25 protein-coding genes are annotated in these 23,807 nt (G+C 42.3%); 13 read left to right on the plus strand and 12 right to left on the minus strand.

Annotation, left to right across the window (positions count from 1 at the left end):
* Nucleotides 1-4: 4 nt before the first annotated feature.
* Nucleotides 5-850, plus strand: a complete 846-nt coding sequence (locus tag Q3A68_RS06345) for an ROK family protein (RefSeq protein WP_302900217.1) — start codon at nt 5-7, stop codon at nt 848-850.
* A gap of 8 nt (nt 851-858) precedes the next feature.
* Here the strand turns inward: Q3A68_RS06345 and Q3A68_RS06350 are convergent, their stop codons facing one another.
* Complete coding sequence (locus tag Q3A68_RS06350; protein ID WP_302900218.1) at nt 859-1,866, minus strand: dipeptide epimerase; 1,008 nt, start codon at nt 1,864-1,866, stop codon at nt 859-861.
* Between the two features lie 54 nt (nt 1,867-1,920).
* Here Q3A68_RS06350 and Q3A68_RS06355 point away from each other — a divergent pair, with 54 nt between their 5' ends.
* Nucleotides 1,921-2,910: a hypothetical protein gene (locus tag Q3A68_RS06355; RefSeq protein WP_302900219.1), complete on the plus strand. Its 990-nt coding sequence runs from the start codon at nt 1,921-1,923 to the stop codon at nt 2,908-2,910.
* On the opposite strand, the gene Q3A68_RS06360 is transcribed toward Q3A68_RS06355, so the two are convergent.
* From Q3A68_RS06360 to Q3A68_RS06375, 4 genes are all read right to left on the minus strand, one after another.
* Nucleotides 2,879-3,511, minus strand: a complete 633-nt coding sequence (locus tag Q3A68_RS06360) for a rhomboid family intramembrane serine protease (RefSeq protein WP_302900220.1) — start codon at nt 3,509-3,511, stop codon at nt 2,879-2,881. The genes Q3A68_RS06355 and Q3A68_RS06360 overlap by 32 nt on opposite strands.
* A gap of 3 nt (nt 3,512-3,514) precedes the next feature.
* Complete coding sequence (locus Q3A68_RS06365) at nt 3,515-5,260, minus strand: M14 family zinc carboxypeptidase (RefSeq protein ID WP_302900221.1); 1,746 nt, start codon at nt 5,258-5,260, stop codon at nt 3,515-3,517.
* A gap of 96 nt (nt 5,261-5,356) precedes the next feature.
* On the minus strand, nt 5,357-5,704 hold the full coding sequence (locus Q3A68_RS06370) for an MmcQ/YjbR family DNA-binding protein (protein ID WP_302900222.1): 348 nt from the start codon (nt 5,702-5,704) through the stop codon (nt 5,357-5,359).
* Nucleotides 5,705-5,710: 6 nt separating this feature from the next.
* Complete coding sequence (locus Q3A68_RS06375; RefSeq protein ID WP_302900223.1) at nt 5,711-6,460, minus strand: hypothetical protein; 750 nt, start codon at nt 6,458-6,460, stop codon at nt 5,711-5,713.
* 92 nt (nt 6,461-6,552) lie between these two features.
* Here Q3A68_RS06375 and pepT point away from each other — a divergent pair, with 92 nt between their 5' ends.
* Nucleotides 6,553-7,794 carry a peptidase T gene (gene pepT / locus Q3A68_RS06380; RefSeq protein ID WP_302900224.1) on the plus strand — a complete coding sequence of 414 codons (1,242 nt, stop codon included), beginning with the start codon at nt 6,553-6,555 and terminating at the stop codon, nt 7,792-7,794.
* Between the two features lie 44 nt (nt 7,795-7,838).
* Here the strand turns inward: pepT and Q3A68_RS06385 are convergent, their stop codons facing one another.
* On the minus strand, nt 7,839-9,071 hold the full coding sequence (locus Q3A68_RS06385) for a peroxiredoxin family protein (protein ID WP_302900225.1): 1,233 nt from the start codon (nt 9,069-9,071) through the stop codon (nt 7,839-7,841).
* 57 nt (nt 9,072-9,128) lie between these two features.
* Complete coding sequence (locus Q3A68_RS06390) at nt 9,129-10,268, minus strand: acyl-CoA dehydrogenase (protein ID WP_302900226.1); 1,140 nt, start codon at nt 10,266-10,268, stop codon at nt 9,129-9,131.
* 1,097 nt (nt 10,269-11,365) lie between these two features.
* On the opposite strand from Q3A68_RS06390, the gene pnuC reads away from it, so the two are divergent.
* From pnuC to Q3A68_RS06415, 5 genes are all read left to right on the plus strand, one after another.
* Nucleotides 11,366-11,989 (plus strand): nicotinamide riboside transporter PnuC, encoded by a 624-nt coding sequence (gene pnuC / locus Q3A68_RS06395; protein WP_302900227.1) that lies wholly within the window; start codon nt 11,366-11,368, stop codon nt 11,987-11,989.
* 36 nt (nt 11,990-12,025) lie between these two features.
* Nucleotides 12,026-12,604, plus strand: coding sequence for an AAA family ATPase (locus Q3A68_RS06400; protein ID WP_302900228.1), 579 nt, complete (start codon nt 12,026-12,028; stop codon nt 12,602-12,604).
* A 108-nt stretch (nt 12,605-12,712) separates the two neighbouring features.
* Nucleotides 12,713-13,288, plus strand: coding sequence for an RNA polymerase sigma factor (locus Q3A68_RS06405; protein WP_302900229.1), 576 nt, complete (start codon nt 12,713-12,715; stop codon nt 13,286-13,288).
* Nucleotides 13,285-13,848 (plus strand): hypothetical protein, encoded by a 564-nt coding sequence (locus Q3A68_RS06410; RefSeq protein WP_302900230.1) that lies wholly within the window; start codon nt 13,285-13,287, stop codon nt 13,846-13,848. The genes Q3A68_RS06405 and Q3A68_RS06410 overlap by 4 nt, the downstream gene beginning before the upstream one ends.
* On the plus strand, nt 13,829-15,109 hold the full coding sequence (locus Q3A68_RS06415) for a DUF4097 family beta strand repeat-containing protein (protein ID WP_302900231.1): 1,281 nt from the start codon (nt 13,829-13,831) through the stop codon (nt 15,107-15,109). The genes Q3A68_RS06410 and Q3A68_RS06415 overlap by 20 nt, the downstream gene beginning before the upstream one ends.
* A 75-nt stretch (nt 15,110-15,184) precedes the next feature.
* Here the strand turns inward: Q3A68_RS06415 and Q3A68_RS06420 are convergent, their stop codons facing one another.
* Nucleotides 15,185-16,372 (minus strand): class I SAM-dependent rRNA methyltransferase, encoded by a 1,188-nt coding sequence (locus Q3A68_RS06420; protein WP_302900232.1) that lies wholly within the window; start codon nt 16,370-16,372, stop codon nt 15,185-15,187.
* Between the two features lie 187 nt (nt 16,373-16,559).
* Here Q3A68_RS06420 and efp point away from each other — a divergent pair, with 187 nt between their 5' ends.
* The 3 genes from efp to Q3A68_RS06435 all read left to right on the plus strand — a co-directional run bounded on the left by efp (nt 16,560) and on the right by Q3A68_RS06435 (nt 18,122).
* The gene (gene efp, locus Q3A68_RS06425; protein WP_302900233.1) at nt 16,560-17,123 is read left to right on the plus strand and encodes an elongation factor P; all 564 of its coding nucleotides are present in this window, start codon (nt 16,560-16,562) and stop codon (nt 17,121-17,123) included.
* A gap of 94 nt (nt 17,124-17,217) precedes the next feature.
* Entirely contained in the window at nt 17,218-17,850 is a 633-nt protein-coding gene (locus Q3A68_RS06430) for a Crp/Fnr family transcriptional regulator (protein ID WP_302900234.1), read from the plus strand.
* Between the two features lie 98 nt (nt 17,851-17,948).
* On the plus strand, nt 17,949-18,122 hold the full coding sequence (locus Q3A68_RS06435; RefSeq protein WP_302900235.1) for a DUF1059 domain-containing protein: 174 nt from the start codon (nt 17,949-17,951) through the stop codon (nt 18,120-18,122).
* Nucleotides 18,123-18,184: 62 nt separating this feature from the next.
* Here Q3A68_RS06435 and Q3A68_RS06440 read toward each other — a convergent pair whose 3' ends face one another.
* From Q3A68_RS06440 to Q3A68_RS06455, 4 genes are all read right to left on the minus strand, one after another.
* Nucleotides 18,185-18,715, minus strand: a complete 531-nt coding sequence (locus Q3A68_RS06440; protein WP_302900236.1) for a hypothetical protein — start codon at nt 18,713-18,715, stop codon at nt 18,185-18,187.
* Between the two features lie 79 nt (nt 18,716-18,794).
* Nucleotides 18,795-19,562: an exodeoxyribonuclease III gene (locus tag Q3A68_RS06445; protein WP_302900237.1), complete on the minus strand. Its 768-nt coding sequence runs from the start codon at nt 19,560-19,562 to the stop codon at nt 18,795-18,797.
* Nucleotides 19,563-19,584: 22 nt separating this feature from the next.
* The gene (locus tag Q3A68_RS06450) at nt 19,585-20,295 is read right to left on the minus strand and encodes a peptidylprolyl isomerase (RefSeq protein WP_302900238.1); all 711 of its coding nucleotides are present in this window, start codon (nt 20,293-20,295) and stop codon (nt 19,585-19,587) included.
* A 108-nt stretch (nt 20,296-20,403) separates the two neighbouring features.
* A complete protein-coding gene (locus Q3A68_RS06455; protein WP_302900274.1) occupies nt 20,404-20,742 on the minus strand; it encodes a hypothetical protein in 339 nt (112 codons plus the stop codon).
* Nucleotides 20,743-20,891: 149 nt separating this feature from the next.
* Between Q3A68_RS06455 and Q3A68_RS06460 the strand changes: the two genes are divergently transcribed.
* The gene (locus Q3A68_RS06460; protein WP_302900239.1) at nt 20,892-21,200 is read left to right on the plus strand and encodes a hypothetical protein; all 309 of its coding nucleotides are present in this window, start codon (nt 20,892-20,894) and stop codon (nt 21,198-21,200) included.
* Between the two features lie 57 nt (nt 21,201-21,257).
* Nucleotides 21,258-23,771, plus strand: a complete 2,514-nt coding sequence (locus Q3A68_RS06465; protein WP_302900240.1) for a TonB-dependent receptor — start codon at nt 21,258-21,260, stop codon at nt 23,769-23,771.
* The last annotated feature ends 36 nt before the right edge of the window (nt 23,772-23,807 follow it).

Genomic DNA, 23,807 nt, shown 5'->3' on the forward strand with positions numbered 1-23,807 from the left:
ATAAATGGAGACAAGAGTTATAGGCATTGATCTTGGGGCAACAAATATCCGCGGTGCCGTAGTTATTGGGGATACTTTACTAAATATTGTTTCGGCGCGCATACATAGCGATGGTACAGTGGAGGAAGTTCTGGACGATATTTATCAGGTGGTGGATGCCTTGATAGATGATAGCATTGTTGCCATAGGCATAGGTGTACCGAGTGTAGTAGATGTTATCAACGGAACTGTATACGACGTGCAATACATCCCTTCATGGGTGCAGGTACCTTTGAAAAGATTGATGGAAGAAAGATATCACATTCCGGTTTTTGTAAATAACGATGCCAATTGCTTTGCTGTAGGCGAATATCATTTCGGAAAAGGAAAAGGCTTCGATTCAGTTATAGGTCTGACATTGGGGACCGGTCTTGGCGCAGGTGTCATCATTAATGGTAAATTATATGCCGGCTACAATTGCGGCGCTGGTGAGTTTGGCTTATTCAACTACCTGGACAATGTACTGGAGTTTTACGCAAGCGGATCATTCTTTCAGAATGTGTATCAACTGGATGGTGTGCAAGTTTTTGAAGACGTTCAAAAAGGCGATGCACGTGCATTAGAGCTTTACCGGGAGCTAGGCACACACATCGGTCATGCCATCAAAATGGTAATGTATGCCTACGATCCCCAATTAATCATTTTAGGCGGATCAGTGCGCCATGCCTATAATTTCTTTCAGAAAACAATGTCGGAGCAAATCAAAACTTTTGCCTATAGCAAATCGGCTGAACGGATAAAAGTAGAGGTATCGGCATTGCAAAATAGTGGCATACTGGGTGCCGCCGCTTTGTATTATAATGCGCAATAAGACTACCCCTATTTAACACCTAATCCCGGCTCATTATTCAGCACCCATTTTCCATCCCTAAATTCCGGCATCACAAACGGATTATTTTTGGTCAGCAGCGGCCCGTCTAGGTCGGCCCAGTCGCATTGAGGAGCAAGAGCAGCTGCAGCTAATGTGGCGCAACTGGTTTCACTCATGCATCCTATCAAAACTTTTAAACCCAGATCTTTTGCTTTTTGTATCATTTGATGTGCCTCATGCATTCCGCCTGATTTCATCAGTTTTACATTGATGCCGTGATAAACGCCCATTGCTTTTTCTACGTCCGGCAGGCGTTGTACAGCCTCATCACCAATGATAGGAATAGGACTGCGTTCAGTAAGCCAGGCGTTACTCTCCAGATCAGTTTTTAGCATAGGTTGTTCTATCAGCACTACGCCGTGTTCATGCAGCCAGTGAATCATATCGAGGCTTTGTTGCAGGTCGGCCCAACCCTGGTTGGCGTCTACGTAAAGCGGCACATCAGTAACCGATCTTATAGTTTCGATGAGTTCTTTATCGCTATCCCTGCCCAATTTTACTTTGATCACTTTGCATCCTTCCGCCTCTTTTACCTTTTTAATGATCATTTCTGGTGTATCGATGCCCACGGTAAAACTCGTAACTGGCATTTTATCGGGGTCGCTGCCCAATATTCGCCAACAAGGTTGCTGTTTAATCTTTCCGCCCAGATCATGCAGCGCAATATCCACAGCTGCCTTTACTGCCGGATTTCCTGGGGCAATGCTATCCAGATAATAAATGATAGCATCAAAATCAAAGGGGTATTTGAACTGCGAAACATCAACCTTGCTTAAAAACTCAGCAGCGCTTTGGTGGTTCTCGCCCAAGTAGGGGACCATAGAGGCTTCGCCATAACCAATTAATCCTTCATACTTTATCTGCACAAGCATTAAAGGAGTAGAAGTACGGGAAAATTTAGCAATGGTGAAGGGGTGCTTTAGCTCGAGTTCAAAAGGTTGGTAAGTCAGCTCCATGTTAAATTCAAAGCTAAAATATTCATTGAAGATTTCCTGATTATCTTTGCGGCCATGCCGGCACACATTTATCACCCTTTCCAGCAATTTAACTTCAGCAACCGCGTCTGCTTCCTTTCGGGACAAGCTTTATCATCCGAAGAAGAGAAGATACAGGTGTTTCCTGCCTGGCTGATGAGCCGTTACAATTTAGAAGATCAGCCATTTAAACTGCTGGATGAGAGCTACGCCACCTACAAAGACATGAAGGTTCCTTGTGCAGCCCCGGTAAATGAACAATACCTGGAGCCACTGGAAACAGAGATTGCGGCAGCGTTTGATGCCGGTTTTGATGCCCTGAAAGAAGTGGACGAGGTCAAACTTTTCCAATGGGCAGGCAAGCTGTTGTATGGCATTTTGTTTAACGAGCTGCAAGCTGGTATAAGACAACAACATGCGCAGGGGCAGGAATTCAATATCTCCCAGGCGCTTATTCACAAATTCAGCAATCTGCATCTAATGCTGCAAAGCATTTCTCAGCCTATCGTATTCGAAGATTTTAAACCGTTCAGTCTATTTTTGTTTAAGGTGAACAACGAAGAAGATCTTTTTGGTTATCGCGATGAGATCAACACCTTAACATTCTCTTTGCGGATAAAGAATTTTGGACTTATCATCTGCTTACAGGATAATGGCGCCAACCGTGCTTATCATAAAGAGATACTGGAAAAGATTGAAGGACAGCCTCTTCACCCCATCCAGTTTGAAGAGTTTAATGCGCGGATATTTTATTCAGCTTACCTTTTTAACCGTTTGCCAGAATATAATGTGTTGCCCGCAGGCGACGAAACCTTTATAGAAGCCATGCCGCTGCGCGGAATAAGCAGCAGGCCAATTTTTGATTTCTGGCAAAATAAAACTTACGGACAGGTACTGGAGAACTTCTGGAAAAAATGGGGTTATGTTTTGTTCGAAATCATTAAAGACCCAGAAAACCCCATGAGTTTTTTACTGGATGGCGAAGGCAATTTTATCAATGCATCAGCGATTGAACTCCCTCGGTGACCGAGTGCAAAAAATAAGGTACTACCTGTGGTATCAATATAATAGTGATTATAACGCCGCTCAGTGCTCCAAAAAAATGCGCATCATGATTGATATTGCCAATCCCCCGTTTAGAGGCATAAGAGCAATAGATCAGATACAAAACACCGAATAAAACTGCCGGAATTGGAATCGGCAAAAACAGCAACATCATTTTGCCGAGCGGGTTAAACAATATTGCGCTAAATACCACCGCGCTGATAGCGCCTGAAGCACCGAGGCTCCGGTACCAGAAGTCATTCTTGTGCTTCACCACCGAAGGTAAGTCGCTTAATATCAAACTCACTCCGTAAAGAAGGCCGAATTGCCAGTGACCAATGGTTGCCTCCAGCTGAAATGCAAAGAAGTAGAAGGTCATCATATTAAAGAGCAGGTGCATCCAATCGGCATGGATAAAGCCACTGGTGATCAGCGTATAAATATATTTACCACGGTAAACATTGTAAGGCTGCAGAATCAGCCTGGTATACAGGTTGTCATTATAAAAAGCAAAAAGGCTTATCGCTATTGTTACTGCAAATATGATGCAGGCCACAGGGGCCACGGTGAAGTATTGTTCCATTAATTATTGAATATCAAGTTTGATGTCAGTTAATAGCCTGCCTATCGGGTACCTAAGATAGGTCTTTTCAAAATAGGGTGAATTGCGGTATACAAAATTTAATTGCGCAGCTGCACTATTAGCCATTTGCGGATTTTTCGACTTCTCATTGTCCAGCTTTTTTTGCAGATCAGGGTTCTTCTTTAACAGAGCGGCAGCATCGTCTTCAAAAACATAATCAGAGAAATATTCCTTTTCGCCAAGAATGGGGTCGAAGAAGTTCCATGTAAAAAATGAGTCTACGCCCTGTGGTTCCAGGGTCTCAACAATGTACCGGTTTAATGCCTGATTGGTATACACTATGTAATCGCCTTCATAAAACCTTACTTTCATATCAACCGGGTTCAGCTTCACATTATTATGCAGGTAATGCCCTTCATAGGGCCTTGAAGGTGTTTTATAATCGGCTATGTAGTACATCTGCAGATCCAATGTGGTATCGTGCTTTAGGCGATGCACTGCAATATTATTCAGCTTAAACAATTCGATTACTTTTTGCCATGCCTGGGGGATTACATAGGCTACGGGCTTATCAGCAGAAACCGTTGGCTTGTAATTATCAAAGTATTTGATGGTTTTGGTATACGGCTTACTGCGATCGTAATATAAGCGCGTCAGTCCACTTACTTCGCTGGGTTTGTGGCCCGCAGTAAAGCCTTTAAAGCTGAGTGTGTCATATTTACTCTCGTCCAGGCCCCAGTCAAGTGCGAAAGTCTTCTGGTTTTTTACCTGCTCATCGGCCTTATGCTTTACTTCACCTATTATTTTGGCATCACGCTGACAGATACCGATCAGGTGCTGCATAAAATCGTAAGTAGCATATACACGTTTATCAAAGGGCTTCAGCATATGTGTTTCTGTAATATAGCTGATGATATTATGCTGGGCGGTATATCCGGTTGCAAAGCGCGGCGTTTCCAAAAAGCTTACAATACCTGAATCAGGCGTTCCTTTCATTTCTTCTACGTAAGGTGTCATCTCATAACCGCTTTTAGCCATCCGTTTGTATAATTCAGGCGAAAGCGTTTTTGATGTGTATTCTGCGAGTATAGGATTCTGCTTATCTTTTTGCGTTTCGATGAGCGTCATCACATACTGGTAATCCGCACCGTCACTGGTATGGTTATCCAGAAAGACTTCAGGCTGCCAGGTATTCAATATTTTCTCAAATGCCCATGCATTCTGGCTATCCGCTTTAATGAAATCGCGATTCAGGTCGAGGTTTTTATAATTCCCCCTAAAACCATAAGCACGCGGGCCATTTTGGTTGATACGTGACACTCCGCGATTCAAGCAACCATCGATGTTATATACCGCAATAAAGCAAAGCACTACATCATTGGGTAGTTTGTTGTTCTTTAACATATCACGCGCAACCATCATACTGGCATCGATGCCTTCCGGTTCGCCGGGATGTATGCCATTATTGATAAGCAACACCCGCTTGTTTTGCTTTTTGATCAATGCCGGATCAAACACCCCGCTTTTCGATAAAACGATCAGGCTTAATGGCTTACCCACATCGGTGCTTCCGTAATTGATCATCTTCATCTGGCGTGGGTAGAGCTTTGCCAGTTTTTGATAATAACTGATGATCTCGGCGTACGTTGCCGTATAGTTTTTGTCGCTGCTTTTTTCGAAAGGAGTTAATTGGGCATTGGCCTGAAAGAAAATAAAAGAGGCCAGCATCGCCGGTATGAGTCGTTTCATTGAGAAATGTTTAGGCAAATATAAGTTTGGTAGCTTATTAACAAACCCGATAGCAGGGATATTACAAAAAATCCCGACTAAGGGATGGACGTTAGATCAATTAATCCGTTCGCGGATATTTTTAGGAAGGCTTTTTAATACCAGGTCGTACGAATGATCAATCATATCACAAATTTGCCGGCGGCTAAGTGTCCCATTGGTGTATACGGTATTCCAGTGTTTTTTATTCATGTGGTAACCGGGCTGAATATCCGTATGCTGTTCACGGAGTTCTATCGCACGTTCCGGATCGCATTTTACATTAAAGCGGTCGCCTTGTGAAAGGCTGGTAAGGAGAAATAGTTTTCCGCCGACTCTGAATACAAGGGTATCTTCTCCAAAGGGCATATCTTCTGTTACCCCGGGCTTTGCGAGACAATATTCACGTATCTCTTCGATATTCACAAGCTATTATAGTTGCCTTATGACTTTAGTGTAAGAAGTAACGTTACCAAAGTTAAATTTAACCCCTACAACGATCTGGCTGTATTGATTGGTGGCGTTATTTTTGAATTTACTGGATGGGTCGTCATAGCCATCAAGCCCTTCGCCAAAAACCAGGCTATGTGTATAACCGATATTGACAGACATAAAAGGCTCCTCATATTCGTTAAATATCTTGAACTCGTAACCAAAACGCAGGGGAATGGTCAAATTTATACTGCTATTACTACCCGGGAAAACGTAAGTCGAGGGGCCATTGTTCGGCAAACCATTAGTTCCATCATATACGTTGGTACGTTGTACTGTATTATTGTTGAAAATAATACCGCCACCGCTTCCAAAATAGAAGCCTTTTATTGCGCTGTTGAAATAACTCTCGCTATAATCTATCAGTTCACCCAATTGTATATCGCCGTGCAGGATTAGCCCCTCAAAATGGTTGGTATACATCCGGCCGTACTTATCCAGGTTCGGGGTGAGGCCACCGCCGGACAAAGTACCAAACTGTAATTCAGCAGTTATTGGAATATATGGACTGTAATTATAAACAAAACTCACACTTTGTCCAATATGATAATCTTGCCGGGCCAAATTGGTGTAGCCCCGCAAATAACTAAAATCTAAACCTATTCCGAATTCTTTATAGTTATAGCCGATCTGGGCTTTAACCATAATAGCAGAAGACACGAATGTGAAAAGTAAAATGAGTTTTTTCAAAGTTTAAATATTAGTCAATATTTTACAATTTTTGAACCGTGGCTCAATTCGACTCCCAAAAATAAAATTTCTATCCATATAAACACCATTCTATGAACTTAAAATTTACCGTTACTGAGCGCTTTACACGTTATGTAACCATCGATACCCAGTCAGACCCCAACTCGAATACCTTTCCGTCAACTGCGAAACAAAAAAACTTAGGGCTTTTACTTGTAACGGAATTATTGGATATGGGGTTACATGATGCTCACATGGATGAGCAGGGTTACGTATATGCTACCGTCCCCGGCAATAGCGCAAAACCGGATATTCCTGTGATTTGTTTTTGCTCGCATATGGACACCGCTCCTGATTGCAGCGGAACTGATGTAAAGCCAATCATACACAAAAATTACCAGGGACAGGACTTGATTTTGCCAGACGATCCTTCACAAGTCATCAGGTCAAGTGATCATCCGGAACTAAAACACCAAATTGGCAATGATGTGATCACTGCCAGCGGAGCCACCCTACTTGGCGCTGACAACAAAGCAGGTGTAGCCGAAATTATGGATGCCTGTTACCAACTGCTAAATCATCCGGAAATAAAACACGGAGATATACGCATATTATTTACACCCGATGAGGAAATAGGCCGTGGTGTAGATAAAGTCGACCTGAAAAAACTTGGGGCCTATGCCGGTTATACCATGGATGGCGAAAGTGCTGGAAATATGGAGAATGAGACATTTTCTGCCGATGGTGCCAAACTCATTATTCATGGTATAAGTTCTCACCCCGGCTTTGCTAAAGGGAAAATGCAAAGCGCTATAAAAATTGCCGGACAAATTATTGCTGCTTTACCATATGATCTGTCGCCTGAAGGGACTGATAACAAGGAAGGTTTTGTGCACCCGGTTAGTATAAGCGGGCATGTAGAAACTGCTGAAATTGATTTTATCATCCGCGACTTTGATGATCAAAAATTAAAGGGACATGCCAACGTCATACGTGCCATAGCCAATGATGTGCTAAAAAAATTCCCGGGATGCGGCTATGAATTGAAAACACATGAGCAATACCGTAATATGAAAAAGGTATTGGATGAGCATCCGCAAATTGTTGAGTATGGATTGGAAGCTATGCGCCGCGCCGGGTTAGATGCCCGGTTATGCAGCATCCGAGGTGGTACAGATGGTTCGAGACTTTCTTTTATGGGACTACCTTGTCCGAATATTTTTGCCGGAGAGCATGCTTTTCACAGCAAACACGAGTGGGTTTCGGTTCAAGATATGCAAAAGGCAGTGGAAACCATATTGCATTTGTGTATGATTTGGGAAGAAAAGGCGTGAATCCGTCGTAGAGACGCGATGCATCGCGTCTCTACCGGGAAGAATTATTTCTCTGCCAGCAAATCGTCCGTCAGCTTTTCAAATTCCTGAGTGAATTCTGTATAATATTTACCTGTACCCGGGCCGCTAAAGCCTGTATGTATTTTACGCACATCCCCTTTTTTATCAATGATGATAGTGGTAGGAAAGCCTTTATAATCAGCGAGCATAGGCAGGCTTTTTTGCGGATCTCCTTTTCCGGGTGTATAGCCGGTAATAAGCAATGGATAGGTAATATTAAATCTGTTTTTTAACTGAGTTAATGTGGGGACGGACTTTTTGAAATCTGTAGTCCGCTCATAAGCCAGACCTATTATTTCAACCCCCTTCGGATGATATTTCTTATAATAATTAACCAGGTAGGAGGTTTCGTCCATACAATTAGGGCACCACGAACCCAGCATTTGCACGATCACTACTTTTCCCTTAAAACGTGGATTCTCGAGTGAAACCTTTTTCCCTGAAAGATCAGGGAAGCTAAAATCTATCTTTTTATATCCGGGCTTTAAATAGGTAAGTGAATAAGCATCAGGAAGCTTGGCATTGGCGTTTTTTAGGGCTGTCCATTGGTCTAAACTTGAGGCACCTGCATAATACTTTCCATTTGTTATGGTTTTATTATCTATAATATCAGCAGTAAACAAAAAGGCATGCCCCCCATCAAAAGTTGACAAGTATAATTTATTACCTGCAACAGTGCCTTCCAAAAAGCGGTCATCGCCAGTAGTAGTTAAGAATGTACCGGTCAGTTTTGAACCTACCTGTTTAAATTCCCCTACAGTGGTGTCTTTACTACCATCGCTAACAAATATGGCCGACCATCTGCCCGTGATATTATAAGCTGGTTTCTCTGGGGTTTTAAAAAAACGGAAATCTTGCCCGGCAGAAGCTGTAAAATCCATAGCAGCATCTTTATCACCATAATGCTTTATCCATTTACCTTTTAATGAAGTTCCTTCACGCTTCAATTTGAATTCCGAATTGAACAGCGGCATATGAATAAAAACTGAATCGCCTTTTTGTCTGATGTCGGTCACTTTAAATCGTTCTGCACCGTTATGAATAGCGATTCGCTGCTTACCATTAACATTGGTCACATCAAAATTAAAAGGGAGGTTATTACCTGAAGAACTTGTCAGCATTCCACGCCAAATACCCGCTTTTAATTTACTTTGTCCAAAACTTGTATTAGCTACAAATACGATAAGGAAGATAAACAACAGATTTTTATAACGCATTACCTGAATAGTCTATTAAATTGATATACTTTTTCAAAGTAAGCGAAAACTATCCGATTATTTCAACACTTCACGCGAAATGACAATCTTTTGAATTTCAGAAGTGCCCTCATATATCTGCGTGATCTTCGCATCGCGCATCAGGCGTTCTACATGATACTCTTTCACAAAGCCATAGCCGCCATGTATTTGTACAGCTTCAACAGTGGTGCGCATAGCTACATCTGACGCATATAATTTCGCCATTGAGCTCGCCTCAGCATAAGACAACCCTTTGTCTTTTAACCAGGCGGCCTTTAAACAAAGTAAACGTGCAGCTTCAATCTCAGTTGCCATATCAGCTAGTTTAAATTGTATTGCCTGCAGGTCGGAAATGGCTTTTCCGAATGCTTTACGTTCCTTTGAATACTGCAATGCCAGCTCGTAAGCACCTGAGGCTATACCCAAGGCCTGCGAGGCAATACCAATACGTCCGCCTTCAAGGGTTTTCATAGCGAACTTGAACCCGAAGCCGTCCTCGCCGATACGGTTTTCTTTAGGAACCTTTACATCAGTAAACATCAGCGAATGTGTATCTGACCCGCGTATGCCTAGTTTATTTTCTTTCGGGCCAACAGTAAATCCCGGCATTCCTTTTTCGACAATCAAAACATTAATGCCATGATGTTTTTTTGAAGCATCGGTCTGAGCGATTACTAAATAGGTAGATGCTGTTCCTCCATTTGTTATCCAGTTTTTTGTACCATTTAACAGGTAATGATCTCCCATGTCAATAGCGGTCGTCCGTTGCGAAGTAGCATCTGAACCTGCCTCTGGTTCAGATAAACAAAAAGCGCCTATCTTTTCGCCTTTTGCCAATGGGACCAGATATTTCTGCTTTTGCTCTTCGGTTCCATATTTTTCCAGACCATAACACACCAGCGAGTTATTTACTGAAACAACTACCGAAGCAGAAGCATCAATTTTGGATAGCTCTTCCATCACCAGTACATAGGATATGGCATCCATGCCACTGCCGCCATATTCGGGCGAAACCATCATTCCCATAAATCCCAGTTCGCCCATTTGTTTTACTTGCTCTGCTGGAAATTTCTGATGCTCGTCGCGTTCTATTACACCTGGCTTGAGTTCGGTTTGTGCAAAATCCCGCGCCGCCTGGCGTATCATCAATTGTTCTTCGGATAATTCAAAATGCATGGAGTAATAGGTTATGGGTCAAAAATAATATTATGCACGCATAGTAAAAAGAGATGCATAAAAAAAGAGAACCTTTTTCAAAGTTCTCTTTCCCCTAATTAATTTAAACTATTGATTAAACCCAAAACAAAGAACAAAATATCCCAGCTTGGGCGTCTGAGAATTCTAAAATATGTTTTCCATAGGTAGATGAAATTCTATTTTTTCACAGATTTCTTGCAGAGTCATTATTCTATGAACAAAAGTAGCGCCACAAATCGATAGACTCAATGACGAATACGTCAGTATTTGTAAAGTGATTGTGACAACATTATAAAAACTGATTATTTAGTTTACTAATTAAATTTAGTTAGATTGCATAAAATACCGATTCCGAAATCCCCTAGCCTACTATGTTACTCACTGACTTTGAATATCTTAACAACTCCGAGGAAGCGTTTAAAAAGAAGATTGCGCTGCAAATAAAGACGCTCAGGAGGCAAAACCAAGTTACGCAGGAAAAATTTTACAGCGAAACCAATATCAATATCGCCAGGCTCGAATCCGGGAAAGTTGATATCAGATTAGACACCTTACGAAAGGTTTGCTATTATTTTGACGTGTCCTTGTCCGGTTTTTTTCATGGAATTTATTGAAGTGTATGTTTTTTAGGAATCATAAAAGCCATTTTTATTCCACTATTTAATACACTTTTGTATTTTTTTTTAAACAATATACAATAAAAACGACATTCGTTAGTTACTCTAACAATCAAAATCCGCTCTCATCTGTCGCCTTTTTCCTATTTCTTTGGTGACTTCAGCATATTAATTTTATTCGTTACATAAAAAAGCGGGCCCTAATTTTCTTTAGGTTTGCCTGAAATGGCCCTTTTATGAAGCAAATCGTCCAAAACCTGTAATTTATATTGTAGCACTTTTAGCATTTGCATTAGGTGCTTATCAGAGTCAGAAAACAACAAATAAAATATACGATCCGGTATATAACAACCTCGATCAGGCGATAAGATGTGGCTCGCCCCGGATAAGCGGGTAAGAATATGGTAAACTTTTATGGGCACGATGCATCGCGTCTATACTTATATTATATTTGGCCTCATGCAGATTATCCATGCTTTGCAAGATTGGTGGCAACATCAAACATGGCTCGAGGTTATTGGTGTGATTACCGGTCTGCTTTGCGTTTATCTTGCTGCGAAAAATAATATCTGGAACTGGCCACTTGCCATCATCAGTGTAGGTATTTACATTTTCATCTTTTTTAAAAGTCGCCTGTACGCCGATATGGGGCTGCAGTTTTATTTTATGGCAATGAACATCTACGGATGGTATTACTGGAGCCGCAAACCTGCCGATGAAGAAAAGACTCCTGTTGAGGGTATCACCCGGAAAGAAACCATTCTTTCTATTATCTCTATCGTCATTTTTACTGTTTTCCTCGGATCGGTTTTGAAATATACCCCTGCATCCTATCCATACCTTGATAGCTTCTGCACAGCCTGCAGCCTGGTTGCCCAGGTATTTTTAGCACGGAAGGTTCTTGAAAATTGGCTAATATGGATATTCGTGGACATTATTTATGTGGGTATATACATTTTCAAACATCTCGATCTGACCGCCGTAATGTATGCCATCTATGTCGCAATCGCTGCAATGGGATATTTCGACTGGAAAAAAGAATATAAAAAACAATCAACTGGATATCGAGTTTCGGATTTGTAATTTCGAATTTATGTCTATAGCAATCAAAATTTCAAAATGCCCAAATCCGAAATTGAAAATTCGAAATCCGAAATTATAAAAATCGCCATCGTAGGCCCTGAATCCACCGGCAAATCAACCATGTCTGCGTTTTTGGCTGAGCATTACCATACGGTTTGGGTGCCTGAGTATGCGCGTGAATATTGTGAGAAGCTAACCGAGCCGCCCGCCTGGCAGGATGAGATAAACATGTTTTACGGGCAACTGGCGCTCGAACGGGAATATCTACCTAAAGCCAATAAAATACTCATCTGCGATACCACCTTCATCACGGTAAAAATATGGAGCGATCAGATTTTCGGCCGGTCGCCCCAGGAAGTTTTAGACGAATTGCCTAAACATCCTTATGATTTTTACCTGTTATTAAATATCGACCTGCCCTGGGAGGATGACCCGCTGCGTGATTTTCCGAATATGCGCGAACATTTTATGAGTGTATGGCACAAAGAGTTACAGGATCTGAACGGCAATTATGTCACTATATCTGGTACAGGGCAGGACCGATATGAGCGTGCAGTGAAGGCGATAGATGATTATCTTATGTCGAATTTCGAATTTTCAATTTCGGATTTTTAGCATTCAGACTATCGAAATCCCAAATCCGACATTCGAAATCAATTGATAATTTCTTTATCTTAATTTAAGGTTGCATGCAACGTTCAAAAAACCGGTGCGTCATATATTGTGAAAGCTGAAAATTTGGAATCTGTATACATTGATAAGCATTACGACCTGGTGGTTGAGTGTAAGCGTGGCAGTAAAAAAGCCTGCTTCGAGCTCTACCGTTTGTATTCTAAAGCGATGCTGAACATTGCATTTAGGATAGTAGGCAGCGTTGATGAGGCCGAAGATGTATTACAGGAAGCCTTTTTGGATGCTTTTAACCGGGTAAAAGACTTTCGTCAGGAAACAACTTTTGGTTTGTGGTTAAAACAAATCGTGGTTCACCGGTCTATAAACTTGTTGCGCAAGCGCAGGTTGGAATTGGTTGAACTGGATGAAGAACACACAGATGGCATTGCCGAGGAGGAAGCAGAAGATGATGAGGAAGTGCAATATAAAGTGGCCCAGGTGAAGGATGCGATGAAGGAACTGCCCGACGGTTACAGGTTAGTGTTATCATTATACTTGCTTGAAGGCTACGACCATGAAGAAATAGGCCAGATACTGGATATTTCTGAAAATACCTCAAGAACACAGTTTTTGAGGGCGAAAAGAAAATTGAATGAGATTTTAATTAAAAGAGGAATAACATCATGAGCAAGCGATTAGAGGATTTTATTAAAATAAACAAGGACGAGTTTGATGACCTTGAACCATCAGGTGATCTGTGGTCTAAGATCGAGAAGCACTTGCCGCCGGAAGGTGCCGCGATAAAGCCACGTGAGGCAAAAACATTCTCGCTCAGCTTTGTGCTTAAAGTGGCTGCGTCCGTCATCATTGTAATGGGAATCGGCTTTGGTTTGTACCTGCGCCACGAAAGAAGTGAAGCTGTAAATTTTGCATCTATCAACCCAACATATGCCAAGCAGCAAATACATTATGCCTCGCTGGTGCAAAACCAACGTAAGGAATTAAGATCCATTGCTAAATCAGACCCTGACCTGTACAAAGAGTTCAGCGCCGAAATAGCCAAAATGGATTCAACCTATAATAAGCTGAATAAAGATCTGGCGACCAGTCCTAACCAGGAACGTGTATTGCGTGCCATGATCCGTAATCTGCAAATCCAAAGCGAGATACTTAACCAGCAACTCGAAGTGATAGAGCAGATCAACCAAACCAAGAAGGAGCAAAGTAATGATACCAAAAATATATAAACCGGCCCTATTTGTAGCAGCCTTACTTGCAACCGTTCAGCCGGTTTTGGCACAGGATACAGCTGACAGTACCAGCAGCTCCGGCTTCGATAGTGAGTTATTTAACAAAAGCATGAAGACGCTCAATATGAAGGTGAACGTTGATACCAAACACCTGGAGCTGACCATGGAAAAACTAGGCAGAAAGCTGGATTATAGTTTCAGAGATTTGGATAATAACCTGCATATCGATCACCTGGTAAGTGATATTACCTCGACCGTAAACGACGCAGTTCACAGTGTAACACTGAGTGTTTCGGGTGACGACAATGAGGGATCTACCAATATTTCCATCAGCAGCCCGCAAGAAAGGGTCAAAAATTATAGCAAGTCATATGCAGTCGACGGCAACGACAAGCTGTCTCTTGATAATAAATATGGCAGGGTAACCGTCAATACCTGGAGTAAAAACGAGGTAAAAGTTGACGTGCAAATAAAAGGAACCGCAAGCGATGATGAAACTGCGCAAAAACTGGTTGATGCGATCACCATTTCAGACAGCAAGGATGGAAACGTGGTTTCGTTCCGAACCAATTTTGGCTCAGGTAACAGCTCAATGTGGAACCTGTTTAGTAATATGAACGACCGTCACAGGGCCGAAGTAAATTATACTGTTTACATGCCATCAACCATGTCGCTGGATCTGCGAAACAAATATGGCTCCGTTGCATTACCCAGTCTGAGCGGTAAGGTTACTATTGATAACGCATACGGATCATTAGTGGCAAAAGCTTTAACCAATCCTTCTAACGAATTCAATTTCCATTATTACGAAGTGAATATTGAAGAAGTGAAAGGCTGCGATTTAAACTTATCCTATGGTTCTTTAAAACTGGGTACAGTAGGCCGGTTAGATGCCAATGTTAATTACGCTCCTATTGACATAGAAAAACTAAATATCTCTGGTACAATAAATGCCCGATATGGCGGGGGCGTAAAAATAGGAGAGATAAGCAAAGCGTTAAAAAACCTGGATATTGACTCTAAATACTCCAGTGTAAATATTGGACTAAGGGGCGATGAGAGCTTTGACTTTGATGTAACAGTAAAATACGGCAGTTTTAACTTTGATGATAACCGGCTGAAGATAACCAGCAAATCACCATCTGATGATTCCCGGGGATATCATCCAACAAAAAATTATAAAGGCTATGCCGGCAACGGTAATTCAAACAACAAGATCAGCATCAATACTACTTACCAGAGCGTAAAGCTGGAGTAGTGATATTTAGAGTCAGGAATCAAGAGCCAGGGAAAACTGTCTTGATTCCTGACTCCTGGCTCTTGATTTTATCACTCAATATACCCGGCAAAGCAGCCCCTTCAAATACTCCCCTTCCGGGAATGATGCTCTTACCGGGTGATCTTCCGGCTGACAGTACTGATAAATAAACTGCACTTCTTTACCTGCATCCAGAGCGGCCCAGGCAAGTACTTGTTTGAAAGTATCGATATCCATCGCTCCGGAACAAGAGAAAGTAGCCAGTAGGCCCCCTTTTTCAAGCAACAACATACCTAATCGGTTCAGGTCCTTATAAGCGCGCGTTGCTTTATCTAATGCAGACCGTGATGGTGCATATTTTGGCGGATCGAGTACGACGATATCAAATTTTTCGCCCTGCTCGCGTAAAGTACGTAATTGTTTATTGACGTCAGATTGTACAGCACTATGCTTTGAAGCGTCGAGTTTATTTAGTGTGATGTTTTTCTTTAATGTCTCAATCGCTAAAGCCGAACTGTCAACACTTGTTACCGATGAGGCTCCATTCTTTAAGGCATTTAAGGTGAATCCACCTGTATAACTGAAACAATCCAACACTTTCTTGCCTTTGGCATGCAATGCTGTAATCAGGCGATTATCACGCTGATCGCAATAAAAACCGGATTTTTGCCCTTCAGCTATATTGATTCCATAAACTACATTATTCTCCAATACTTCCACTATTCCGGGTGGATGTTCACCTGCCAAAACCTGATTCGTGGTTTCCAAACCTTCATGAGCGCGTGACGATGCGTCACTCTTATCAAAAACACCCTTGGGCTTTAACAACTTTTGCAGTTCGTCAATAATGACGGGCATATTCCGCTCGATACCAGAGGTAAGCACCTGTACTGCCAGGTAATCCGCGTATTTATCGACAATCAGTCCTGGCAGATAATCGGCTTCACTAAAAATCAGGCGACAGGTGTTGGTCTTACCATCTTCCAGTATATTACTGCGACTTGCTACTGCCACTGCCACTTTCTTACGGAACCAGTCTTGATTAATATCAGTGTTTTCGTCCCACTCCAGCAAGCGCATAGCCACCCGCGACTGGCTATTATAGAAGCCGTAGGCCATGAATTCGCCCTTATCGTTCAGCAATTTTACAATATCGCCATTGGCGGGTTTGCCTTTCACACGCTCAATCGCCCCTGAGAACAACCAGGGATGCCGTTGAAGCACTGCCTTTTCCTTTCCCTTTTTTAGTATCACATCAAACATCCGGCAAAGGTACGATTGAGTCGGGAAGTCAGAAAGTCCGGGGTTAGAAAGTCGAAAAGAAAATCTTACGGACTTCCTGACTTATGCGGGCTTTCGGACTAAACGGACTGAAAATCAATCAATCATTTAATCGTGTTCTTGTTTCTTTGCGCATAAGTGGCTAAGTTTGCGCCTCAATAAAAATTTTATGGCTAAAGCATCAGATATAAAGAATGGCAATATCCTTCGCTTTAACGGCGAGTTAGTGCAGGTGGAAGAGTTTATACACCGTACCCCGGGCAACCTTCGTGCCTTTTACCAGGCGCGTATGCGTAACGTAAAAACCGGTAAACTGGTTGAATACCGTTTCCGTACTGACGAAGAGGTGGATATTGCACGTGTAGAAACCAGCGATTACCAATACCTGTATGAAGATGGTAACGACCTGGTGATCATGGATAACAGTACTTATGAACAACACAATGTTCCAAAATTTCTGTTTGGCGATGCAGTTAAATTCTTAAAAGAAGGTGTTAACGTGATTGTGGCGTTCGAAAGTGATGAGCCCATTATGGCAAAAACTCCGTCTTCTGTTGAATTAGAAATCACTTATACCGAACCTGCTGTGGCAGGAAATACTTCAACCAACGCCTTAAAGAATGCTACCGTTGAGACCGGGGCTGAAATTAAAGTTCCGTTGTTTATTAACATAGGCGATAAAGTAAAAATAGACACCGCTACGGGTGCTTACTCTGAGCGCGTGAAAAGTTAATTAGTACCAATCAAAATATTGAAAAAGCTTCCCTACCGGAAGCTTTTTCTGTTTGCAATAAATTGTAAATTAGATCAGTTAGAATTAGCAGGCTATGATATCCAATACGGATCTTTTAAATAAACTCAACTTTTTTACCGAACCCGGATTTAAGGAAGAATTACTAAAACACGGGCAAGTAGCATCTTTTAATAAAGGTGATGTCATTGTTCGTGATGGGCAATATGTCAAGTTTTTGCCTATTGTGCTTAAGGGCTCTATCCGCGTTTTTCAGCAAAGCGAAGACAGGGAGATATTGCTTTACTATGTTAGGGCCGACGAAACTTGCACTATGTCGCTGGCAGCCGCTTATTTTAATAATAAAAGCACTTCGCACGGTGTAGTGACTGAGCCCACCGATGTGCTGATCTTTCCTGCCAGTATGATCGAGCAATGGCAATTAAAATATCCTTCGTGGAACAGGTATATGATGCAGATGTTCAGGACCAGATATGACCAACTGATCAGTTCATTCCAGGGTGTAGCGTTTGAAAATATCGATACCCGTGTAATGGAATATTTAAAGGAAACTGCTAAAAAAGGAGAAGGAAAATCGATTACCCTTTCCCATCAGCAATTAGCCGACGAACTTGGCACGACACGCGTGGTAATTTCAAGAATACTAAAAGACTATGAGCGCCAAAATAAGATCAAACTGTTCCGCGGGCGCATCGAGTTAATATCCTGAAAAATATTTTTGCTTGTGTATCTTTTGATACCGTTCTGGTTTTTAATGGCTTATAATTTTGCCTGTAAATAGTTATCAAACTTAAAACAGACAATATTATGAAGACATTACATTGTGCAGATGCCGGCTTTGATTGCGCAGCTGTGATCCATGCAGAAACCGACGAAGAAATTTTAACCCAGGCAGCCGAACATGCCAAAACTGTTCATGGTCTTTCCGTAACTCCCGAGTTAGCTGAACAGATAAAAGGGTTGATTAAAGAAGAGAAATAAGCGAAAAAATTCTGATGGCATGACATTTTTAACAGGTGTCATGCCTAACCAGTTAAGTTAAATTATTTAGTAAAGTAGATATATTGCTTAAATCTATAATCGTGCTGTGGCGTCGGGATCTCATCCTGGGTAAACAAAACAAGCTCAGTTGGGCTAAGCTTTACAATGCTATATCCGATCCCGTTTAAAGCATCTATATTTGGAATTTGCAGTGTATTATTCTTTAGCGAAGCATAATATTTAAAATTCAGATTGGGCAATTCCGTCTGATTTGGGTTAATATACAATTTGATATAATCAGTATATAATGCTTTAAATGCAACCTGCGATGAAATAACACCTGTGCTATCCTTACCAAACGTCACATAATCGGCATTGCTGAATGACAGTTTATTTTGAAACGATATGGGCGTATACAGATCAAAAGCCTGGATACTATCTTTAACAACATACCATTTCCCAACAAGAGATTGGGTCGTTTGGCTTACCGAAGTAATTGGGGTAGTATTCGCGGGCTTATGATTTTCCTTTTTGCAGGCATTTAAAGCAAAAGCCAAAAAGAAAAGAGCGGATAAGGCTGGTGTATTTTTCATGGATATTTATTTATGAATATCCTAAAATGATATTAATTGAATATTACCCATAGTTAAAGCTTTAACCAAAAAACGGTAATTAAAACTCCAATTCCAGCAATACCGGGCAATGATCAGAATGCTTTGCTTCCGGCAATATGGCTGCACGCTTTATGTTTTTTTCTAGCTCCTTTGTTGCCATAGTATAATCTATACGCCAGCCCAGGTTCTTGGCGCGCGAATTAGCTCGGAAGCTCCACCAGGTATAATTATGGGGCTCCTTATTCAAATGCCTGAAGGTGTCAATGTAGCCTGATTCTATAAAATTCTCCATCCACTCACGCTCCTCGGGCAAAAAGCCGGATGAATTAGCGTTTGATTTTGGGTTATGAATGTCTATCGGCCTATGGCAGATATTATAATCGCCGCAGATCACCAGTTTCGGGTATTCGACCTTTAATAGGGTAAGATATTTACCAAACTCATCCATAAAACGGTATTTAAATATCTGGCGTTCATCACCGCTTGAGCCTGAAGGGAAATACACACTCATTACAGATACGTCGTCAAAATCAACGCGAATGTTACGCCCTTCGCGGTCAAAATCCGCAATACCGCAGCCGTACTCCACATGTTTGGGCAGTATTTTGGTAAAAATAGCTGTCCCGCTATAGCCTTTCTTCTCTGCCGGGAACCAGTAATGCTGATAGCCCATTGCGTCTACCAAACCCAGGTCGGTCAGCACATCGGGGGTGGCTTTTATTTCCTGCAGGCAAACCACATCGGCATTGGTAGCTTGCAACCAAGCCAGCCAGTTTTTATTTATGGCAGAGCGGATGCCGTTAACGTTATAAGTGATTATTTTCATTTTCTGATTTCGGATCCCGGAATTATTTTTGTTCGAATCCCAGTAACTCATCCAACTGTTTACATTCTTTCTTACTTAGCAACTCCACTGTCATAGGCACATCTACAACGGGGCGGTCGCGTTCGCCTGTTTTTACTGCAGCTATACGGTCCACCATATCCAAACCCGCTACCACTTCGCCGTAAACGGTATAGTTTTGATCAAGCTGAGGTGTTCCGCCAACGCTTTGATACCATTCACGCTGCCATTGCGGGAATTTGTGGCCATTCATACGCGGCGCCTTTTCAAGGGTGTCCAATTTGCCTGAGGTATAACGTTTCCCCTCGACGATATAAAACTGGCAGCCGCTGGATGCTTTTTTTGGATTATCGTCCCGCGCAGCAGCCAATACACCGCGCTTATGGAAAATACTATCCTTAAATTCAGCCGGCACGGTATAACCTACATCGCCATTTCCCAACTCGGCACCCGCCGTAGCTTTTTTAGGATCTTTTGAATCCGGATCGCCACCCTGGATCATAAAGTTTTGTATCACCCGGTGAAACAGCGTGCCATTATAAAAGCCCTGTTTGGTCAGCTTAATAAAATTGTCACGATGCTGAGGTGTTTCATTATACAGGCGTATAATACATTCGCCATAACTGGTCTTGATGCGTACGTATTGGTTTTGGGGTCCGCCTGCAAAAGCGGTAGCCGTTACCATAAGAAATAAAATGGTAAAGAGTTTTTTCATGTTAATTATTGTTGAATGCTGTAAAGTTGCAAAGTTATCCTGAAAGTCGAATGTGTAAGCACCAACAAAACCTTACGACACTTCAACTTTCAAACTTTTCAACTCCAATCACATCGATTCAAAATACTCAATTACCAATGATTTCATCAGCATTTCCTGCTCCAGCAAAGTATAGTTAGGTATTGTTTTTACCAGTTTCCAGTGCGGCCAGCCATCCTGGTCGAGGCCTTCCAGCTCATAAAAACCCATTTGGCTAAACAGCTTGCAGGTAGCAATATGCATCAGCTCCTCTTTTTGGCGCTTACTGAATTTTCTTGGCCCCTGGCCCAGTTCCTGCACACCTATCAAGAACAAGATCACCTTTATATCGGGTGTATCGGTATCAAAATCTGCCGCTATCTTTTGCTGCAGCTCCGTCCATTTCAAATTAACTTCAGCGGGCTTCATGTGCCAAATATACATCGGCACCGGTATTTAAAGAACTCCCTAGAACATCTTTACCACGACATTGTTACGATAGCATGATATTTTGCACTGACATTTAACTATTTTTGTGCGAAATGCGTCTTATATATAGAATTAAACGCAATTAGGTTTTGAGACGGGCTAAATTACATATCATCTATACCTGGATTGTCCTATTCTGCTTTGCAGCAGGACAGGTGATGGTATACGCCCACCAGCACCTGGTGAAATATAAAATTCATCAGACCTCCCAAAATCAAACTACCGTCTCCGAAAAGTGCCAGATCTGCGATGCCATGCATCATACCAACATGGCGCTGGCAGATCATCATTATTTTATTCCGAATGTTTCTTCAGATCATGTTTACCAGCAAGATAAATATGATTTTGTAAGCATATCCCTCATCCTTTCGGCAGGCCGTTCGCCACCGGTTTCATAATATTCCCAGTTTAACAACCTGCCTTTCTGGCAATATTATTGATTTAACAACACTATTATGAAATTCAAACTGCTTTATAGCATTTTAGCACTATTTATATATTCCACGGCATTTGCAAATGCCAAATTAGATAAAGGTAAAGCCCCGACCGATGATGTTTTAGGAACGCTCACCGGTACAATAACTGATAAAGCGGACGGCAAACCGATCCCCGGCGCCAGCGTTTCTATTCCCGATCTGCGTGTAGGAACCGTATCGGATGTCAATGGTAAATACACCATCGGACAGTTGCCAAAAGGCGTTTACCTGGTCCAGGTTAGTTTCGTTGGATACGCTACCGTTAATCAAAGGGTCGATCTGACAAAAACCTCTAAGCTCGATGTGGTCTTACATGCATCGGCTATAGAAGCCAGCGAAGTGGTGATCACCGGCGTAAGCAAGGCCACTGAAATAAAACGCGCCCCCGTGCCTATGGCGGCGGTGAGTAAAACCTATATTGATCAGCACTCTGCTTCAACCAACGTGATCGATGAGATCGCCAACCTGCCCGGGATCAGCGCTGTTACTACCGGGCCAAATGTTTCTAAGCCATTTATACATGGATTAGGCTATAACCGCGTGATTACTTTGCAGGACGGTATCCGGCAGGAAGGCCAGCAATGGGGTGATGAACATGGAATTGAGGTGGATCAAAACTCTATTGACCGAGTGGAAGTAATCAAAGGCCCGGCGAGCCTAAGCTATGGCTCGGATGCCATCGGCGGCGTAGTGAACCTGCTATCTCCTTCACCTGTTCCGCAGGGGAAAATATTGGGGTCATTTACCGGTAATTACGGCACTAACAACGGCCTGCTTAGCGGCTCATTCCGTTTACAAGGGAATAATAACGGTCTGGTTTGGGGAACCATCGTTTCTGCCAAGGAAGCCAAAGATTACCAAAACGAACACGATGGCAGGGTATATGGAACAGGCTTCCGCGAGAAAGATGCCCGCTTAATGATTGGGCTGAATAAGTCTTGGGGATATTCTTATTTCCACGCATCCTTATTTGATGATGAGCAGGAAATACCTGATGGCAGCCGCGATTCAGTTACCCGCCAGTTTACCCGTCAGATAACCGATGCAGATACCTATCGCCCTATCGTACCTGAATCCATCCTGAACTCTTATGGAATCACTCCGCTGCATCAGCATGTGCAGTTGTACCATATTTATAATAACAGCAACTTTACTTTGGGTAGTGGTAACCTGATCGTGAACCTCGGTTACCAGTACAGCCACCGCCGGGAATATACCCACCCTACCGAGCCCGATATTGCCGGGTTGAACTTGCATCTAAGCACGTATACTTATGATGTGAAGTATAACTATATCATCGGTAACGACTTTGAAACGACTGTAGGGGTGAATGGCCAGTATCAAAATAATACCATTGGCGATGCAACTGATTTTCCTATACCTGCATATCACCAGTTTGATGTTGGGCCGTTCTTTATTATCAAAAAGAGTTTTGGTAAGTTGGACCTGCAGGCCGGAGCACGCTATGATAGCCGATCATTCCATGGACAGGCAGCATATATTGATACCACCGTTGCTTACTATCCATCGCTTTATACGGGACCAAATCCGACCACTACACCTAATGTAACCCAGCAATTTGCCGCGCTGAATAAAACATTCTCAGGTGCTACCGGAAGTTTTGGAGCAACTTATAATTTCTCAAACGAATTCCTGCTCAAAGCTAATATTGCACGTGGTTTCAGGGCGCCAAGTATTGCTGAATTATCGGCCAATGGCCCAGATCCGGGTTCTCAGATATATCACGTAGGGAACAATAATTTCAAGCCGGAGTTTAACGTACAGGAAGACATAGGCGCTTTCCTGACATTGCCGAATCTTTCGGCGAGCGTTGAATTGTTTAATAATAACATTCAGAATTATATTTTCCAGCAACAGGAATTGAATCCGGATGGTACACCGGTTTTAACACAAGGATATAATACCTTCACTTATGTGCAAAGCCATGCCCGCATTAATGGCGGCGAGGCAAACCTGGACCTGCACCCATGGCACTGGCTGCACTTTGAGAATGCATTGAGTCTGACTTATGGTACTAACCTTGGCGCTGGGAGCAAAGTAGCCGACAGCTTGAAATATCTGCCCTTTATTCCACCACTGCATACCCATTCTGAACTGCGCGGTACTTTTGCTAAAGGATTTGGGGCCTTTAAAAATGTATATGGGTTCGTAGGTTTCGACCATTATGATGCCCAGGACAAGTTTTTTGCCGCTTACGGCACAGAAACCTATACAGCAGGCTATAACCTGATAAGCGCCGGTTTTGGGGGAAACATTGTCAATTCAGCAGGCAACCCTATTCTAAAAATATTTGTGGAAGGAACCAACCTGAGCAATAAAAACTATCAATCAAATATGAGCCGCCTGAAATATTTTGATAACCCAGCCGTACCTGCAGGTGTTCAACCGGGCATATTTAATATGGGGCGAAATATCAGTATAAAGGTGGTTTTGCCGTTTGACCTGTCGCCGCATGAAAAGACGAACGGATAATAATTATTCTACCGTAGAGACGCAATGCATCGCGTC

Origin of the sequence: Mucilaginibacter tolerans (assembly GCF_030519375.1) — a bacterium.
GTDB lineage: Bacteria > Bacteroidota > Bacteroidia > Sphingobacteriales > Sphingobacteriaceae > Mucilaginibacter.